This is a genomic window from uncultured Salinicola sp. (assembly GCF_937921195.1).
Classification (GTDB): domain Bacteria; phylum Pseudomonadota; class Gammaproteobacteria; order Pseudomonadales; family Halomonadaceae; genus Salinicola.
The window spans coordinates 1-17,823 of sequence record NZ_CALFQK010000052.1; the positions used below are offsets into that span (position 1 = coordinate 1).

Below are 17,823 nucleotides of genomic sequence, written 5' to 3' on the forward strand. Positions count from 1 at the left end.
ACGCCGCCGAAGGCGGAGCCCTTCCAGACCCGGCCGGTGACCAGCTGGAACGGGCGGGTGGAGATCTCTTCACCGGCGCCGGCAACGCCGATGATGATCGATTCGCCCCAGCCCTTGTGGCAGCACTCCAGCGCCGAACGCATTACGTTGACGTTGCCGATGCACTCGAAGGAGTAATCCACGCCACCGTCGGTCAGGTCGACGATCACCTGCTGGATCGGATCGCTGTAATCCTTCGGGTTGACGAACTCGGTCGCCCCGAACTGGCGCGCCAGCTCGAACTTGTCAGGATTGACATCGATGGCGATGATCCGAGACGCCTTGGCCATCTGCGCGCCCTGGATCACCGCCAGGCCGATGGCGCCGAGGCCGAATACGGCCACGGTGGAACCGGGCTCGACCTTGGCGGTATTCAACACGGCGCCGATACCGGTGGTGACGCCACAGCCGAGCAGACAGATCTTGTCCAGCGGGGCTTCCTTCGAGACCTTGGCCAGCGAGACTTCCGGCAGCACGGTGTACTCGGAGAAGGTCGAGGTGCCCATGTAGTGGTGCAGCGAGGTGCCGTTCTTCGAGAACCGCGTCGTGCCATCCGGCATCAGCCCCTTGCCCTGGGTCGCGCGCACCGCGCCACACAGGTTGGTCTTGCCGGAGAGGCAGAACTTGCACTTGCCGCATTCGGCGGTGTAGAGCGGGATGACGTGATCGCCCGGTTTCAGGCTGGTGACGCCCTCGCCCACTTCCTCGACGACCCCGGCGCCCTCGTGGCCCAGCACCGACGGGAACAGCCCCTCGGGATCCTTGCCGGAGAGCGTGTAGGCATCGGTATGGCAGACGCTGGTGGCGACGATGCGCACCATGACTTCACCCGCCTTGGGGCCCTGTACATCGATCTCTTCCAGCGAGAGCGGCTTGCCTGCTTCCCAGGCGATTGCGGCACGCGATTTCATACCAGAACTCCACTATGAGCTTGAGAAACTTCGATTTGGGTCGCTCGACATCCGGCCGGCGCCATGGCGACTCTTCCAGCTTCAGTCTAGGCGCACGCCGCCAGGCAATAAACCTGGCATTTCGCAGATGATTGTTGCCATGCAACAATAATAGCCCCGCAGCGAGGAGAGGAGCCGCCGGTATGTCGCGCTGGGATGGTATCGAGGCATTCGTTGCCGTGGTCCGGCTGGGCACGTTTTCGCGCGCCGCCCAGTCGCTGAAGGTGTCCAACTCCCACGTCAGCCGGCTGGTCAGCCAACTGGAGCAGGAGCTGGGAACGCCGCTGCTCTATCGGACGACGCGCCAGATTCGGCTGACCGATGGCGGCGCCGTGTATTACGAACACTGCCGTTCGCTGCTCGACGGCTTCAAGGAGGCCGAGGCCGCGCTCAACGAGCTTCAGTCCCAGCCTCAGGGGCGGCTCGCCATCAGTTGCGCAACCACGTTCGGCGAGCGCTTCATCGCGCCGCTGGTCAATGACTTCCACTGTCGTTATCCCCAGCTCGACGTGCGCCTTCACTTCACCAATCGCACGGTCGAGCTGATCGACGAGGGCTTCGACGTGGCCATTCGCATGGGCGTGCTCAGGGATTCGAGCCTGCTGTCGCGGCGGCTGTGCCAGCGTCGCGAATACGTCGTCGGCGCCCCAGACTATTTTCAACGATACCCGACGCCGCACAGTCTCTCGGAGCTGTCGCACCACAACTGCCTGGTCGGATCGCGGGACAGCTGGCTGTTCAGCGTCGATGGCCGACAGCGCGAGGTTCGCGTGGCGGGAAACTGGTGGGGCAATTCGGGGCCGGCGCTGCTGGACGCCGCCTGTAAGGGCATCGGCCTGGCGCAGCTGCCGGACTACTACGTGGAAACGGCGATCCGCCAGGGCCAGCTGACGGCGGTGCTGGACCGCTACCAGTTCACCGACACCGCGGTGTGGGCGGTGTATCCCCGCCACCGCCAGCTCTCCTCGAAGATTCGCCTGCTGGTCGATTTCCTGGCCGCACGGCTGCCGAATGCGATTGCGGCCGATTAGGCATTCGCGCCGTGACTACAGGCCATCCGGGCCGGCGACATCCCGGCCCGGCACATCGCGAATCGTCGATTCAATGATGGAAGAAGTGATCGATACCGTCGTTGAGGTAGGCATCGCCGAACTCCGCTTCCCGCGCCAGTGCGGCGGGATCGGGCAGCTCAACACGCTGGCGAGAACGCAGCAGCAGCCCCTCTTCCCGGAACGCGGTCAGGGTGCGGCTGACGTGCACCGACGACAGCCCCAGGGCATCGCCGAGGTGCTGCTGGGAGAGCGGCAACCGGATGCTGTTGCCCTGGCGGGCCTTGGTGCGCTCCAGTCTCACGTACATTTCGTAGATCAGGTGGGCGAGGCGCTGACGCGCGCTGCGACGAGCGAGGTTGACGAGACGCTCGGTCAGCAGGGCCTGCTGGTGCGAGGAGATCGCGAAGAAAATGGTCGACAGGGTCAGCGATTCGCGGAAGACGTTGATCAACCGGCGATGCGGGAAATGACAGACGACACCATCCTCGAGCATGGCGACGCCGGTCAGCCGCTCCTTGAAGGCGAACTCCCTCAGGCCGATGATATCGCCGGGCAGGTAGATCTCGAGAATTTGACGGGAACCGTCTTCCATGTGACGGAAAGAGTAGGCCCAGCCCTTGCTCAGAGTACAGAACTCGCGGGCGGTATCGCCCTCCTGCCACAGTATCTGGTCGCCCTTGATTTCCGTCGGGCTCTGCTCGAGCTCGGCCAGCAGGGCCTCGTCATTCTCGGAAAGCTCACCGTAGTGCTTGAAATGACAGATAATGCAACTGTCTTGGCTCATTACCCTTGCCCTTGTTACGTGCTTCCTGGGCGACCGTGTCAGGCCCCCTGATTAAGGAGGTCGATATTGGCACAGCCAGACGCGATTGTCGTTATCACGCATCAGGGTCGACGACCCGGGCTAGGGCCGGGGAGGCCCGGGCAACGTCACGATCGGCGGATCAACATTCGATCGTGTTGACGGCCAACCCGCCGCGGGACGTCTCCTTGTACTTGTCCTGCATGTCACGCCCCGTATCCCGCATGGTGCGAATCACCTTGTCGAGGGAGACGAAATGCTCGCCGTCGCCGCGGAGTGCCATCTGGGCGGCATTGATCGCCTTGACCGATGCGATGGCGTTACGTTCGATACAGGGCACCTGAACCAGACCCGCGATCGGATCGCAGGTCAGCCCCAGGTTGTGCTCCAGCCCGATTTCGGCGGCATTCTCCACCTGCGCTGGCGTGCCGCCCATCAGCTCCGCCAACCCGGCGGCAGCCATCGCACAGGCTGACCCGACCTCGCCCTGGCAGCCTACCTCCGCTCCCGAGATCGAGGCGTTGGTCTTGCACAGCACGCCGATGGCGCCCGCCGTCAGCAGGAAACGGACCACGTCCCGCTCACAGGCGTCGGGCTGGAACTTCATGTAGTAGTGCAGTACCGCCGGCACGATGCCCGCCGCCCCGTTGGTGGGTGCGGTCACCATGCGACGCCCGGCGGCGTTCTCCTCGTTGACCGCCAGCGCGAAGAGATTGACCCAGTCCATCGCCGAGAACGTGCTGGCGATCAGGCTTTTCTCATCGTCCATCGCCAGCAGACGGCGATGCAGCGCAGGGGCCCGCCGCCTCACGTTGAGGCCGCCGGGCAGCACGCCCTGCTGGTCCAGGCCGCTGTCCACGCACGCCTTCATCGCCAGCCATATCTTCCACAATCCGCTGCGGATCTCGGGCTCGCTACGCCAGACCCGTTCGTTGGCAAGCATCACATCGCTGATGGAGATCCCTTCACGACGGCAGATTTCCAGCAGTTCGACCGCGTTTTTGAACGGGTAAGGGAGACTGACGGCAGACGACGCGGCATCGCCCTGGGCGGCCTGTTCGGCATCGACCACGAAGCCACCACCGACCGAGTAGTAGGTGTTGTCGTGCACGACGCCGTGCTCGTCGTGAGCGCTGAGTCGCAGGGCGTTGGTGTGGTAGTCGAGAATCTCGTCGCACCATTGGATGTCCCGATGGGCGTCGAAGGCGATCGCCTGGACGCCCGCCAGCTTCAACTCCCCGTCGCGATGCATCGCCGCCAGCCGAAGCGCCAGGTCGTCGGGATCGACGGTCAACGGACGCTCCCCCATGAGGCCGCCGATGACGGCGCTATCCGTGTTGTGCCCTCTGCCGGTCGCCGACAGCGACCCATAGAGCGTGATCGATACCCGCTTCACCGAACTCAACAGCTCGCGCTGGCGCAGCGCCGAGACGAAGTCGTAGGCGGCCTGCATCGGGCCGACGGTATGCGAGCTCGAGGGGCCGATACCGATCTTGAACAGGTCGAACACACTGAATGGCATGTCGCCACCTCCGTTGTCGCTTGGGCACCAGGATCCGTCGCAACCGGAACAGGCACGAGATGTAGTTTGACTTCAGTGTGATAGCCGTTTACACCGGAAACAATCGATAAAAACTGCCGAACCTTATAGCCTGGCTAAACCATGATCCATACACTCAACGCACAGACTCACGCCTGGCTCAAGGTATTCGCGGTCAGCGCCCGCCATCTGTCGTTCACCCGTGCGGCAGAGGAGCTCCATGTCACCACTGGCGCCGTCAGCCAGCAGATCAAGCAGTTGGAGGATCGCCTGGGCTTTCGACTGTTCAGGCGTCTGCCACGCCAGTTGGCACTGACGGAAGAGGGCGAGCGGCTGGCGGGCGTGGTGTCCCAGGCCTACGAAGCCGTCGGGCTGGAAGTGGACCGCCTGCGCGGCGGTGTCATGAGCGGTGTGCTGCGGCTGCGCTGCCTGCCTTCGTTCCTGGCCAAGTGGTTGATGCCGAGGCTGCCGCGCCTGCAGGCCCGCTTTCCCGATATCGATCTGCACATCACCGCCGAGGACAGCAATCTCTCGCTGCTCGACGGCGGCTACGATCTGGCCATCGACCTCAACGACGGCCACTATCCCGGCCTTCAGACCACCGCCTTGATCGACGAGAAGATCTTTGCCGTCTGCTCGCCGCAGTTGCTCAGGAGACGGCCCCCTCTCACGCATCCCGAGGCCTTGGGTTACTACCCCCTGCTGCACGACGTGACGGCCTGGCGTGGCAGCCACGACTATGCCGAGTGGGAACACTATCTGAAGGCGATCGGCGGCGAGCGGGTCAATGTCAGGCGGGGTTACACGTTCAACCGCAACCAGCTGACGGTGGAAGCGGCGATCGCCGGCATGGGTGTGGCGATCGCCCGGCGCACGTTGATCGGTGACGAACTGGCCAGCGGACGCCTGATTGCACCGTTCGCCGGTTCCGTCGCAACCGGCAAGCGCTACGGGCTGGTCTATCAGCAAGGCGCCCTGGACGACCGTCGGGTGCAGGCGGTGCACGACTGGCTGGAGGAGGAGGCGAGACGATCCCAGGAGATCGCCCCCTCTTCCGGTTCCGTCGACTAAGATCCTGTCGACCAAGGCTCTGTCGACCGAGCGAGGCGCGCTCGCCCGGCTTCAGCGAACGACGCCGCGCTCGCGCAAGGCGGCGAGCCCCTCCCCTTCCACGCCCAGCGTCGCCAGCACCTCTTCGGTATGTTGCGCGAAGACCGGCGCCGGCCGCCGGATTTGCGCAGGCGTCGCCGACAGCTTGCTGGCGAAGCCGATGGTCTGCATGCGCCCGATGACGGGATGGTCGAGCTCCTGGACCATGCCCCGCTCCCGGTAGTGCGGATCGTCCATCGCCTGGGCAAAGTCGTTGATCGGCCCCGCCGGTACGCCGGCTTCGTCGCACCGGCTCAGCCAGTGCTGCGTGTCGGCCGTGCACATCAGCTCCTCCAGCAACGACTCCAGGACATCGACGTTGCGACCGCGGTCGCTGTTGGTGAGGAAGCGAGGATCCTCGGTCAAGTCGGCACGCTCCAGCACGTCGTTACAGAACCGCTCCCAGGTGCGCTGGTTGGCGCATCCCAGCATCATGTAGCCATCCTGAACCTTGACCGCCTGATAAGGCGCGGAAACACGGTGCCGCCATCCGGTCGGCTGCGGAACGCGCCCCTCGGCGAAGTAAGCGGCCGCTTCCCAGGTGAACCACGGCAGGCCGCACTCGGCGATCGCGACATCGACCAGTTGCCCCTCGCCGGTCTTCTGCTTGTGGATGTAGGCCGCCAGTATCGAATAGATCGCGGTGATCCCGGCCCCGATGTCGTAGACCGCGACGCCGGTCTTCAATGGCCGCCGCCCCGGCTCGCCGGTCATCGACATCAGCCCCGTCATCCCCTGGGCGACCAGGTCGAAACCGCCCTTGCGCCGATAGGGGCCGGTCTGCCCGTAGCCAGATATCGAACAGTAGACCAGACCGGGATTGATCTCCTTGAGCGTGTCGTAGTCGATCTTCAGCGACTGGGTCACGCCGGGGCGATAGTTCTCGACCACGACGTCCACTTCCTTCGCCAGCCGGTAGAACAGCGCCAGCCCGTCGGGCTCCTTGAGGTTGAGCGAGATGCTGCGCTTGTTGCGGTTGATCTGCGCGAAACAGGTGGACTCGTCATTGACGTAGGGTCCCATCTGACGGCTGTCGTCGCCGCCATTGGTCTTCTCCACCTTGATCACGTCCGCGCCCATGTCCCCCAGCACCATGGTGCAGTACGGGCCGGCCATGATCTGCGAGATGTCGAGTACTTTCATGCCTTCCAACGGTAACATGGCAATTCCCCCCTAACGGCCTTCGAATGGCGAGCAGCAAGGCTGCGAGTGGCATGGCAGACCGGGCACGCACGTTCCCACCGCGGAGGGATTCGGCATCCGCGTTTTCCGGCGTATGGGAACGGGTGGCGTCGCCTAACGGCCCTGCCAGGTGTATGGCGTCTTGTCGACGAAACGCCGGACGGCGCCGCGAAAGTCGTCGCTGGTGTAGCAGAGCGCGATCAGGTCATCGGCGGCATCATGCGCGGGCCGGCGCTCCTCCAGGATGCGATTGATGCAGGTCTTGGCGGCTCGCATCGTCAGCGGCGCATGGCCGGAGAGTTTCCCGGCGAGCCTCTCGGCGGCCTCGTCCAGCGCACCATTCTCGACGACGGCATCGATCAGGCCGATGGACGACGCCTCCTCTGCCTCGATCGTCTGCGCCAGCATCAGCACCCGTTTGGTGCGCGGGATCCCGATCAGATCGACCAGCCTCGACACGTTGGTGATCGACATGCAGTTGCCCAACGTCCTGGCGATGGGGATCCCGAACTTGAGGCTCTCGTTGGCGTAACGGAAATCGCAGGCCAGGGCGATGGCCGCCCCTCCCCCGATGCAGTAGCCATCGAGCAGCGCCACCGTCGGCGTGGCGAGCTGTTCGAGGCCGCCGATCATGCGGTCGATCCGGCGCTCGTAGTCGATGCCATCCTCGGGTCCGTTGAACTCGGCGAACTGCTTGATATCGGTACCCGCCACGAAGGCTTCGCCACCCTCGCCGCGAAAGGCGATCAGCCTGACCTCTTCGTCCTCATCGAACTGCCGGCAGGCCTGGTGCATGGTCTCGTACATGTGCCAGGTCATCGCGTTGCGAGCCTCGGGTCGGTTGAAGCGAATCCAGCCGATCCCGCCCTCCTGGTAACAGCGGATCTCGTCGTCTTGAATCATTGCGGCTTCTCCTCGGATCGAGACATGCTCGATCCCGCAGATTCGGTGCCCCGTCTCAGCTGCCGTAGATCATGTGCACCAGCAGCAGCGCGAAGTCGGGGACGTAGGTATTGAATATCAGCACGATGAACAGCACGCCGAGGAACCACAGGTTGGTTCGGGTCGTGCGCCAGATATCGGCCTTGGCGATGGAGCACGAGGCGATCAGTACGCTCGCCACCGGCGGCGTCTGCTGACCGATGGCCAGGTTGAGCGTGACGATCAGCCCGAAATGCAGCGGATCGATCCCGACGCTGATGATCAGTGGCAACACGATCGGCACCACCAGAATGATCGCCGCCGCCGAGTGCAGGAAGACCCCCAGGATCAGGAAGATGACGTTGAGCAGCGCCAGGATCACGTACTTGTTGTCGGTGAGGCCGCTGATCGAGTTGGCCAGTTGCTGCGGCAGCTGGGACTCGGTGAGATAGAGCCCCACCAGCGCGGAGCTGGCGACCAGCAGCATCACCACCGCGGTCTGGATGCCGGCGTCCAGACAGGACTTCCATAGCGTCTTCAGCGAGAACTCGCGATAGACCACCGCGCTGATGAAGATGGCGACCACCACCGCCAACGCCGCACCTTCGGTGGCAGTGACGATGCCACCGAAGATACCGCCGAGAATGATCACGGGAATCAGCAGCGCCCAGATCGCCTCCCTGAACGACTTCCATACCCGGCTGGCCTGAAAACGGCCTTCGGACGGAAAGTTGTGCTTGCGCGCCAGGAAGTAGCAGACGATCGCCAGGCCCAGGGCGCCCAGCAGCCCCGGGAAGATACCGGCGACGAACATCTTGACCACCGACTCCCCCGACATCACCGCGTAGAGAATCATCGGGATCGAGGGCGGCAGGATGATCGCCAGGCTGGCGGCGGACGACGAGATCGCCGCGGCGAACTCCTTGGAGTAACCCCGGTTCTTCATCGCCGGGATCAGCAGGCTGCCCAGCGCGGAAACCCCGGCCACGGCAGAGCCGGAAATCTCGGCAAAGAAGATCGAGGAACCGATGGTGACCATGGCCAGGCCGCCCTTGACGAAGCCCACCAGCGACGCCGCGAAGTCGATCAGACGCCGCGAGATGCTCGAGGCGTTCATGATCGCTCCGGCCAGAATGAACAGCGGGATGGCGATCAGCGGAAAGTTGGTCGCACCCTCGAACATGGTCAGCCCGATATTGGGCAGCGCATAGACGCCGTAGCTGGAGTACACCGCAATGGCGCCGACCAGACCGAGCGCGATGGCAATGGGAACATTGAGCACGATCAATACCAGGAGTCCTGCGAACATCAGCGCCAGAATCATCGTGTCACACTCCCCGCGTCGGACTGACTTGCCATGTTCGGACTCAGGCCCACCTCCTCCAGCTCGTGATCGACGAAGCCCTCCCCGCGTGCCTGGCGGATGACTTCCGGCAGACGCAGCAGCTCGGCGATGATGAACAGGACCGAGGCGATCGGCAGCGCCGACTGGGTGAACTGCAGCGAGACGCTGGTCAGGCTGATCATGGTGGAACCGGCCAGGATCTGGACGACCTGCCACCCTGTCACCGCCAGCAGCACGAAGAAGGCGATGGTCACCGCCTCTCCCAGCAGTGCGATCGGCAGCCGTATCCTGGGCGGAAACGCATTGACGATACTCGGACAGGCAATGTGTGCTCCCTTGGCCGCGGCGAGCGCCGCACCGTAGTAGGTCAGCCAGGCCAGGCTGATCGAGGCCGCTTCGTCGTACCAGGTAAACGGCGACCCCACCAGGCGCGACAGGAAACCGACGATGACGATTCCCGCCAGCGCCATCATGTTGATGACCACGACGACCTCGAGCAGGCGGCTGAAGCCATCGCGCAGCGTGTTCAGGGTTTTCACAGGCGGCTCCTTCGTCCGCAGCCCGGCCACGCCCCGCTTGGCGGGAGCGGCCGGACGCGCGAGTTAACTGGCGGGTTGCAGTTCACGCACCTTGTCGAGCATCTCCTGGCCCCCGTCCACATCCTTGACGAACATGTCGTAGACCGGCTTGGAGGCGTCGATGAAGGCCTGGCGATCGATCTCGTTGATCTCGAGTCCGGCATCACGCATCTTGGCGAGCGTCTCCTCGTCGAGCTTCGCGCCCTGCTCCAACGCATAGGGCTCCATCTCCACGGCCGTCTGCTGGAGCACATCACGCACATGCTGGGGCAGCCGGTTCCAGCTCATGCCGGCGGTCACGAAAGCGGGGGTATAGATGTGATCGGAGAGCGAGAGATACTTCTGCACCTCCTGCAGGCGCGAGGCGTAGGTCTGGACCAGCGGATTTTCCTGGCCGTCCATCGCCCCCGTCTGCAGGGCGACGAACACCTCGGAAAGCGCCATCGGTGAAGGGTTCGCACCGTAGCTCTTGAACATCTCGACCCGCCAGACGCCCTGCGGTACCCGCAGCTTGATTCCGGAAAGATCGGCCGGCGTGTTGATCGGACGAACGTTGTTGGTGATCTGGCGGAAGCCGTTCTCCCAGACGCCGATAATGTGGTAGCCGCGGCTCTCGGCCACCGGGTAGAGCTGGGGTCTCACCACCTCGTCGCGCACCTTGGCCATATGGTCGCGATCGGCGATGAGGTACGGCATTTCGAACAGCGCGAACTGGGGCGCCACGCTGCTCATCACGGTCGAGGGCAGCGCCAGATCGACGGTGCCCAACTTGAGTTTCTTCAGCAGTTCGGAGTCGCCACCGAGCTGGCTGGAGCCATAGACGACCACCTTGGCCTCGCCCGCCAGCTTCTCGTTGGCGCGCTTGGCATATTCCTGGGCCACATTGGCAAAGAGCGACCCCGGCTCGCCGACATGGGCAAACTTGACCTGGATTTCCTGAGCGCTGGCGTGGCTGACCCCGGCCAACAGCGCGAGCGCTACCAGTCCAACTTTGAGACTTTTCATCACTGGCGTCCTTCCGTCTTTTTTGTATTGGCTCGCCTGAACGATGGGCCGAAAAAGCGCCGTCCGGATCAGGGCAACGCTCGGCCGATACCCCGCAATGCGAGCACCTTGGGATCTTGCAATCGAATTATGAATTCATAATTCAATTTGAACCAATCCAACATTTGTCTATTGGCGTAAAGTCTCACCACCGCCCCGGGCTCGACTATCGGCTGCGGGGAGGCGGCACGAGATCGCCGACTCGATGAATTCAGTTCGGGTTATCGCCAGGGAGGGTGCCGACGCTTCCGGCGGCCCGCCTCGACTCGCCGGCCCGCGGTCGGGACGAGGCAATGACTGCCAGGGAGGAAGTGCGGGTCGGCGGAACCGAAACAGGTGCAAGCGGTGCAGGGCTGGGGGAGAAGCCGACGAGCGGCGGCAAGGCGACAACCGGCGACGTAGGGGCCGGGCCGGATCAGGGGTCACGCGATGGCGACGATCCTCTGGATCGAACTGGCGCTGCCGACTGCCAATGCCGCCCTACCGGGCACGGGCAGTTTCCGCACAGCGCCCCAGGGGCTGATGAGGCGAAACTCAGGACGAAGCGGCAAGATCGTCGTCGATCACGCCGCTCGCAGCCGCGACCACGAGCTTGTGCCGCAGGTGTTCCCGCAGGATATTGCCCAGGCGCTCGCCGTCACGGTCCAGCAAGCAGTCGATCATGGCTTCGTGGTCGGCCACCGCCTGCTTCCAGTATTCATCGGTCATGCTGGTGGAGTATCGCACGCGTTGGATGCGATGGTTCAGACTGCTGTGGGTCTCCCGCAGCACCTCGTTGCGGGACGCCAGCATGATCGCGTCATGGATCCGCTGATTAAACTCGAAATAGGGCCGAATCTCCTTGCGCTTGTAGTACGCCATCATCTGGTAATGCAGCGCCTGGATATCGGCAATCTCCTCTTCGGTGATGTGGCGACAGGCCAGCTCGCCGGACAACCCTTCCAGGGCTCCCATCACGCTGTAGGTCTCTTCCAGCATCTGCCGGGTCAAGCGCATCACTCGCGCGCCGCGGTTGGGCAGGAGTTCGACCATGCCCTCGGATGCCAGCACCTTCAGCGCTTCCCGAAGCGGCGTTCGGGAAATGCCGAACTGCTCGCACAGCCTTTTCTCCGGGATACGCGTTCCGGGAAGCAGGAGACCTTCGTTGATCATGTCGCGGATACGGGCTGCCGCCTCGCCGTATAGCGTGTTCTGCTGGATCTTGATCATGGGATGCTCGTGACGGATTCGTTTGCCCTATTCTCCCAATGGCGCATGGATAGCGCCACCCAAAGTGAATTATGAATACAAAACAGCCAAAGGAGAACGAGAATGCGCAACGTCTACCCGACTCACCAGACCTTGTCGCTGGCCCAGGCCCGTCGGATCATCGACGCCGCGTTGGCTCATGCGACGGCCCAGGCGATGAATCCCATCACGGTGACCGTCATGGATATCAGCGGACATCCGCTGAGCTGCGACAGAGCCGACGGCTGCGCCGCGCTGCGCCTGGCGGTAGCACACGGCAAGGCCAGGGCGGCACTGGGCTACGGCGTGTCCAGCGGAACCATCGGCCAGCGCAACGAGTCGCGCCCGGCGTTCCTCTCGGCCGTCGCGGCGGCTTCTCAAGGGGAGTTCATCCCCGTTGCCGGGGGCGTGCTGATTCTCGACCCACAGGAGCGCGTCATCGGCGCGGTCGGCGTCAGCGGGGATAGCTCCGAGAATGACGAGAAGGCCGCCATCGCGGGCATCGAGGCCGCCCATCTGGGCGTGGGACTCGCACCAAAAGATTAAGGATTCCTTAAAAATCGGTCAAACACCGTTTCTTAAGAAACTTAAGCCTGATATTCTTAGCCGGCTACTAATTTTTCGCAGGCATAGAATATGACCGGATTCTCTTTTCGGGCGGTTTCCGCAAGAGCAGGCGCTTACATCCTCCTCCTCGCGGGGCTCATGCAAGCGGTACTGACGATCGATGCCAGGCATGTCGGGGCCCCCAACTTCGGCGAGACATCGTTGACCGAGCTGACCCAGGCGCTGCTGCTGCTGTTCTGCGCCCTCATGATGGGGTACATGCGCTACCGTTACCGGGTGCTACGCACCATTAGCCTGCTGATGGGAGCCTTCTTCGCGATGTCGTTGATTCGCGAAAACGATCTGTGGCTGGATACCTACGTCTTCGACGGCGCCTGGCAATGCCTGGTCGCGCTGGTCGCGTTGCCGGCTCTCGTCGCAACGATCCGTGCTCGCCACGATTTCGTCGACGAGTTCGCGCAAGTGAGCAACAGCCTGGGATTTGGACTGTTCGCGGGTGGTTTCCTGACGACCTACGTATTTTCCCGCCTCTACGGGCGCAGCGAACTGTGGCAAGCCTTGATGGGCGACCACTATCTCCGGGTCGTCAAGGATGCAGCGGAAGAGATGACGGAACTGACCGGCTACAGCCTGCTGCTGTTCGCGAGCATCGAACTGTTGCTGATGGGGAAGGCACTCCATCAGGCCCGGTCGGCATCCAACGAGCGGTTACAGGTCCCGATGGGCGCCAGCGAGACGACAGCGTCGGCCGTGCCGTCCCAGTACAGCCCGGGCCACACCCGCTAGCCCAGGCACGGGGAATTCACTCTGAAACGAGAAAGCCGTTGATCCTTGAGGATGCAACGGCCTCTAACAGCCCACAATCGACGCGGTTCAGTTGTCGGTCACCTTGGGCGGCTCGATCTCCAGCTTCTGGGCGGCGATGACGGCCTGGGTGCGGGAATGAACCCCCAGCTTGCGCAGGATCGCGGTCACGTGCGCCTTGATGGTCGCCTCAGAGACGTTGAGCTCATAAGCGATCTGCTTGTTGAGCAAGCCTTCCGTCAGCATGTTGAGCACGCGAAACTGCTGTGGCGTCAGCGAGGCGATCGCCTCGGCGAAGCGGGCATCTTCCTCGCTGCCCTCACCCATGGCATCGGCCAGTTCCGGGGGCAACCAGACCTCCCCCTTGAGCACTTCTCCAATGGCTTCGGCAATGGTATCCAGCGAAGCGGACTTGGGAATGAAACCCGAGGCACCGTAATCGATGGCACGACGAACGACATCCACCTCTTCACTGCCCGACACCACGGTCACCGGGATATCCGGCATCTGTCCGCGAAGTTGGATCAGCCCCGAAAATCCGTGAGCGCCGGGCATGTGCAGGTCGAGCAGGATCAAGTCGGCATCGGGATGGCGGGTGACGACTTCCGTCGTCGCCTCCATGGTATCCGCCTCGACGATCTCCGCTTGCGGCGACACCTGTCGCAATGCCTGATTGAGCGCCGCCCGGAAGAGTGGGTGGTCATCGGCAACGATGAATTTCTGGGCAAAAGCCATTGATTCTCCTCCGGCGCTGTCGAGATATGTGGCGAGATAGCCGGTTCACTATCGCCATCTGGACAATATAATCCAACTATTGATTAACGGCATGTTACCCCATGCGATCGTGGAATCCCAAGCCTCAAATCAACGCGGGGAAAATCCCCGGATAGTCGGTGGGTAGGCACGTGGTATACGCGGAAAAAAAGTTCGGTCGTCCCGGAAAGCTGGCGCGCTTCCCTCCCTTCGGAGTGGCACGAAACTCACTGCGAGGAAAGCCTCTTTCAGGACGACCGAACGACAATCATCAGTCAAAATAAGCGCTCATGGCTCATATTAACTAGTCATATAGTTGTTACCCTGATAATGAAGAAAGTCATTTCCATTTAGCCTTCGCCATCTCTCAGGTGCGCACGTGGCGATTTTCGATCAGATCCTCCACGACGCCGGGATCGGCAAGCGTCGAAGTGTCGCCCAGGCCATCGCACTCGTCGGCGGCGATCTTGCGCAGGATACGGCGCATGATCTTGCCGGAGCGGGTCTTGGGCAGCCCCGGCGCCCACTGGATCACGTCGGGAGTGGCGATGGGACCGATATCCTTGCGCACCCACTGCTTGAGCTCCTGCTTCAATTCGTCGCTGGGCTCCACATCGTCGTTGAGCGTGACATAGACGTAGATGCCCTGCCCCTTGATGTCGTGCGGGTAGCCGACCACGGCTGCCTCGGCCACGGACTCATGCGCAACCAGGGACGACTCGATCTCCGCCGTGCCCATGCGGTGACCGGATACATTCAGCACGTCGTCGATGCGCCCGGTGATCCAGTAGTCCCCATCCTCGTCACGACGGCAGCCGTCACCGGTGAAGTAGACCCCTTCGTAGGTCGAGAAATAGGTCTGCACGAAACGGTCGTGGTTGTTCCAGATGGAGCGGGCCTGCCCGGGCCAGGAGTCCAGAATGACCAGATTGCCATCGGCCGCCCCCTCGAGCCGCTTGCCCTCGTTGTCGACCAGCGCCGGCTGAACGCCGAAGAACGGCTTGGTCGCGCACCCCGGCTTGAGATCGGTCGCCCCCGGCATCGGCGTGATCATGTGCCCGCCGGTTTCGGTCTGCCACCAGGTGTCGACGATCGGGCAACGGGAGTTGCCGACCACGCGATAGAACCAGTCCCAGGCCTCCGGGTTGATCGGCTCCCCGACCGAGCCGAGGATCCGCAACGAATCGCGCCGGCTGTCGTCCATGATGTGCTCGCCATGCGCCATCAGCGCGCGAATGGCGGTCGGCGAGGTGTAAAGAATCGCCACCTGATGCTTGTCGACGATCTGGCCGATCCGCCCGTGGCTCGGGTAAGTCGGCACGCCTTCGAACATCAGCGTCGTGGCACCGTTGGCAAGCGGCCCGTAGATGATATAGCTGTGCCCCGTGATCCAGCCGACATCGGCGGCGCACCAGTAGACCTCGCCTTCGTGGTAATCGAAAACCGTGCGATGCGTCAGCGCGGCATAGAGGAGATACCCGCCTGAGGTGTGCTTCAACCCCTTGGGCGTTCCTGTCGAGCCCGAGGTATAGAGGATGAACAGCGGATCCTCGGCGTTCACCGGCTCCGCGGGACAATCGGTGGACTGTTGATCGACGACGTCGTCGAACCAGCGATCGCGCCCCTCGTGCCACTGGATATCACCACCGGTGCGCCTGACGACCAGCACCGACTCGACCACGTCGGTGCCCTCTCGCGTCAACGCCGCGTCGACGTTGTCCTTCAACGGCACCTGTTTGCCGCCGCGTACCGATTCGTCGGCGGTGATCACGACGCGGGACTGGGAGTCGACGACACGTCCCGCCAGTGCGTCCGGGGAGAATCCGCCGAACACCACCGAATGCACTGCGCCAATCCGGGCACAGGCGAGCATGGCCATGGCCGCTTCCGGCACCATCGGCATGTAGAGCGTGACCGTATCGCCCTTGCCGACGCCCAGGGACTTGAGACCGTTGGCGAGCTGCGAGACTCGCTGATGCAACTCGCGATAGGTAATGATCTTATGATCGTTCGGATCGTCGCCTTCCCAGATGATGGCGGGCTGGTCGCCGCGGGAGTCGAGATGACGATCGAGGCAGTTGTGGGCGACGTTGAGCTCGCCATCCTCGAACCAGCGAATATCGACGTTATCGGAGGCAAACGACGTGTTCTTGATGGTGGAGGGCTTCTTGCTCCAGCTCAGGCTGTCGGCCTGCTCCCGCCAGAAGCTCTCGGGGTCTTCCACCGACTGGCGATAGAGCTGCTGGTAACGATCGCGATCGATCCAGGCATCGGCTGCCAAGCGCTCATCGACAGGATATATGCGCTGCTGTTCGCTCATGCTCCAATCCCCCTTCATTCGGACCCATTCGACGATGAAAGCCTAGTCGACTCAATGTGATAGACCCACGCCTGCGCGGTCCGTCAGCATATAACGGCGGCACCGGCCACCCCCTATTAGACCTTCGTCTCATCGAGTTTCGGTCAACCTGCGCCGTTGCGCCAATTCCGTGAACGAGGCGATGGCGGCAATTGACGAAACCGGTGAGCGACGGCCCGGCGCGACACTCATGCTATTGGGGCGTTTCCCGGTGAGCGAAGCTCAGTGGTGCTCGGCAGTGACGGCACCGGTAACGGGTGCCCTTCAGTGCCTGAGAATGACGCCGACCGGTAAAGCGATGCAGTGTCTCGCAACAGCAGCGGTAGAGATAGGGCGCGGGACTGGCGCGCGCCACGTCGAAGCGGTGCGTGACGACTGGCGCCAGGCCGTAGAGATTCCGCATCACCGTCTTCCACTCGCGTCCGTGGGGGCGCGCCCGCATGCCCTCTTCGAGATGAAAGACCAGCCAGTGCGCCATCTCGTGAGGCACGATCTCATCGATGAAGGCCTGCCGATTTTCCTGCAGCAGCGTGCGATTGAAGCGTAGCCCGCCACGCTGGTAGTGGGCCTGCCCTGCGCTTCGTCCACGCAGATCGAACCAGATCCGCGGCCGGGGCAGCGCGGGGTGCACCTCCCGTGCCAGCTGCCAGGCCGCCTCCGCCTGATGCAAGAGCCGTCTTTCGAGCGCGGCGGGATCGAGCGCATCCAGCGCCTGGGCATCGCTTTCCCCGAGCGCGGGGGCGGGAGAGGAGGAACGCAGATTCGTCATGGGGTGATAGAATGCCGACGACAGCCATGGGCGTCCAGCCCGCCATCCCCATCACGCCACGGAGAGTTGCATGCCTGAAGCCCAGGATGACGCCATCGACAGCCAGCCGCCATTGGACGATGACGCACTTGCCAGGCTCGACGATTACCTGGCCTCCGAGCGCCTCGGCGAGGAAGCGCCCGACCTGATCGGCGCACACGGCTATCTGGTCGCGCTGGCGGTATCTCCCGGCGAGGTCCCGCCGGACCTCTGGCTTGCCGAGCTGTTCGAAGGCGAGCCGCCGTTCGAGCATGCCGCCGAGCGCGACGAGATTCTGGGCCTGCTCGAGGCGCTCAAGACCAACGCCGGCAGCATCATGGAACGCGGCCACCGGATCGAACTGCCTTTCGATACCGAACTGGATGCGGACGGCGAGATGGTCGCGGCCATCGAGGATTGGTGCGCGGGTTTCATGCAAGGCGTCTTCGTGGACGAGGCCGCCTGGTTCTCCCAGGATGAGGCCCATGTGGCGGCCCTGCTGCTGCCGTTCATGGCGCTGTCGGGACTGTTCGAAGACGAACCCGAAATGGCGGAAATGGTGGCCGACGACTCGCAGTTTTCCGCCCTGGCGGATCAACTGGCCGAACTGACGCTGGATCTCTACCTCCATTTCCGGGTCCCGCCCGAACCGCCCAAAGGCAAGGGTGCCGTCGGGACGAAGACCGCCGCAAGCCGGAAGCGCGGCGGCAAGCGCTGAGCGGGC

At 63.2% G+C, this 17,823-nt stretch carries 17 protein-coding genes; 5 read left to right on the forward strand and 12 right to left on the reverse strand.

Annotated features, from left to right (window positions below; all coding sequences use genetic code 11):
• A partial coding sequence (locus Q0602_RS04310; protein ID WP_298839455.1) for an S-(hydroxymethyl)glutathione dehydrogenase/class III alcohol dehydrogenase occupies positions 1-950 on the reverse strand: 950 nt, incomplete at its 3' end.
• Positions 951-1,132: 182 nt separating this feature from the next.
• On the opposite strand from Q0602_RS04310, the gene Q0602_RS04315 reads away from it, so the two are divergent.
• A complete protein-coding gene (locus tag Q0602_RS04315) occupies positions 1,133-2,020 on the forward strand; it encodes a LysR substrate-binding domain-containing protein (RefSeq protein WP_298839458.1) in 888 nt (295 codons plus the stop codon).
• Between the two features lie 70 nt (positions 2,021-2,090).
• On the opposite strand, the gene Q0602_RS04320 is transcribed toward Q0602_RS04315, so the two are convergent.
• Positions 2,091-2,825 (reverse strand): Crp/Fnr family transcriptional regulator, encoded by a 735-nt coding sequence (locus Q0602_RS04320; RefSeq protein WP_295037187.1) that lies wholly within the window; start codon positions 2,823-2,825, stop codon positions 2,091-2,093.
• 160 nt (positions 2,826-2,985) lie between these two features.
• Positions 2,986-4,365 carry an L-serine ammonia-lyase gene (locus Q0602_RS04325; RefSeq protein ID WP_298839462.1) on the reverse strand — a complete coding sequence of 460 codons (1,380 nt, stop codon included), beginning with the start codon at positions 4,363-4,365 and terminating at the stop codon, positions 2,986-2,988.
• A 141-nt stretch (positions 4,366-4,506) separates the two neighbouring features.
• Between Q0602_RS04325 and Q0602_RS04330 the strand changes: the two genes are divergently transcribed.
• Entirely contained in the window at positions 4,507-5,454 is a 948-nt protein-coding gene (locus tag Q0602_RS04330; protein ID WP_298839465.1) for a LysR substrate-binding domain-containing protein, read from the forward strand.
• A gap of 51 nt (positions 5,455-5,505) precedes the next feature.
• Here the strand turns inward: Q0602_RS04330 and Q0602_RS04335 are convergent, their stop codons facing one another.
• The 6 genes from Q0602_RS04335 to Q0602_RS04360 form a co-directional block, all read right to left on the reverse strand.
• The gene (locus Q0602_RS04335; RefSeq protein WP_295037183.1) at positions 5,506-6,693 is read right to left on the reverse strand and encodes a CaiB/BaiF CoA-transferase family protein; all 1,188 of its coding nucleotides are present in this window, start codon (positions 6,691-6,693) and stop codon (positions 5,506-5,508) included.
• A gap of 135 nt (positions 6,694-6,828) precedes the next feature.
• Positions 6,829-7,617 carry an enoyl-CoA hydratase/isomerase family protein gene (locus Q0602_RS04340; RefSeq protein WP_298839470.1) on the reverse strand — a complete coding sequence of 263 codons (789 nt, stop codon included), beginning with the start codon at positions 7,615-7,617 and terminating at the stop codon, positions 6,829-6,831.
• A gap of 55 nt (positions 7,618-7,672) precedes the next feature.
• Entirely contained in the window at positions 7,673-8,959 is a 1,287-nt protein-coding gene (locus Q0602_RS04345) for a TRAP transporter large permease (protein WP_298839472.1), read from the reverse strand.
• Entirely contained in the window at positions 8,956-9,519 is a 564-nt protein-coding gene (locus Q0602_RS04350; protein WP_295037180.1) for a TRAP transporter small permease, read from the reverse strand. The genes Q0602_RS04345 and Q0602_RS04350 overlap by 4 nt, the downstream gene beginning before the upstream one ends.
• Before the next feature lie 63 nt (positions 9,520-9,582).
• Positions 9,583-10,563, reverse strand: a complete 981-nt coding sequence (locus tag Q0602_RS04355; protein WP_298839474.1) for a TRAP transporter substrate-binding protein — start codon at positions 10,561-10,563, stop codon at positions 9,583-9,585.
• A gap of 573 nt (positions 10,564-11,136) precedes the next feature.
• On the reverse strand, positions 11,137-11,811 hold the full coding sequence (locus Q0602_RS04360) for a GntR family transcriptional regulator (protein ID WP_298839478.1): 675 nt from the start codon (positions 11,809-11,811) through the stop codon (positions 11,137-11,139).
• Between the two features lie 102 nt (positions 11,812-11,913).
• Between Q0602_RS04360 and Q0602_RS04365 the strand changes: the two genes are divergently transcribed.
• Together Q0602_RS04365 and Q0602_RS04370 are read left to right on the forward strand one after the other, a co-directional pair.
• Positions 11,914-12,375: a heme-binding protein gene (locus Q0602_RS04365; protein WP_298839480.1), complete on the forward strand. Its 462-nt coding sequence runs from the start codon at positions 11,914-11,916 to the stop codon at positions 12,373-12,375.
• Between the two features lie 159 nt (positions 12,376-12,534).
• Positions 12,535-13,182, forward strand: coding sequence for a hypothetical protein (locus Q0602_RS04370; protein ID WP_298839483.1), 648 nt, complete (start codon positions 12,535-12,537; stop codon positions 13,180-13,182).
• Positions 13,183-13,269: 87 nt separating this feature from the next.
• On the opposite strand, the gene Q0602_RS04375 is transcribed toward Q0602_RS04370, so the two are convergent.
• The 3 genes from Q0602_RS04375 to Q0602_RS04385 all read right to left on the reverse strand — a co-directional run bounded on the left by Q0602_RS04375 (position 13,270) and on the right by Q0602_RS04385 (position 17,081).
• Entirely contained in the window at positions 13,270-13,935 is a 666-nt protein-coding gene (locus Q0602_RS04375) for a response regulator transcription factor (protein ID WP_110603058.1), read from the reverse strand.
• A 385-nt stretch (positions 13,936-14,320) separates the two neighbouring features.
• Positions 14,321-16,273 carry an acetate--CoA ligase gene (acs, locus tag Q0602_RS04380; RefSeq protein WP_298839486.1) on the reverse strand — a complete coding sequence of 651 codons (1,953 nt, stop codon included), beginning with the start codon at positions 16,271-16,273 and terminating at the stop codon, positions 14,321-14,323.
• Positions 16,274-16,505: 232 nt separating this feature from the next.
• Positions 16,506-17,081 carry a SprT-like domain-containing protein gene (locus tag Q0602_RS04385; RefSeq protein WP_298839489.1) on the reverse strand — a complete coding sequence of 192 codons (576 nt, stop codon included), beginning with the start codon at positions 17,079-17,081 and terminating at the stop codon, positions 16,506-16,508.
• Between the two features lie 70 nt (positions 17,082-17,151).
• On the opposite strand from Q0602_RS04385, the gene Q0602_RS04390 reads away from it, so the two are divergent.
• The gene (locus Q0602_RS04390) at positions 17,152-17,817 is read left to right on the forward strand and encodes a YecA family protein (RefSeq protein ID WP_298839492.1); all 666 of its coding nucleotides are present in this window, start codon (positions 17,152-17,154) and stop codon (positions 17,815-17,817) included.
• Positions 17,818-17,823 lie beyond the last annotated feature (6 nt).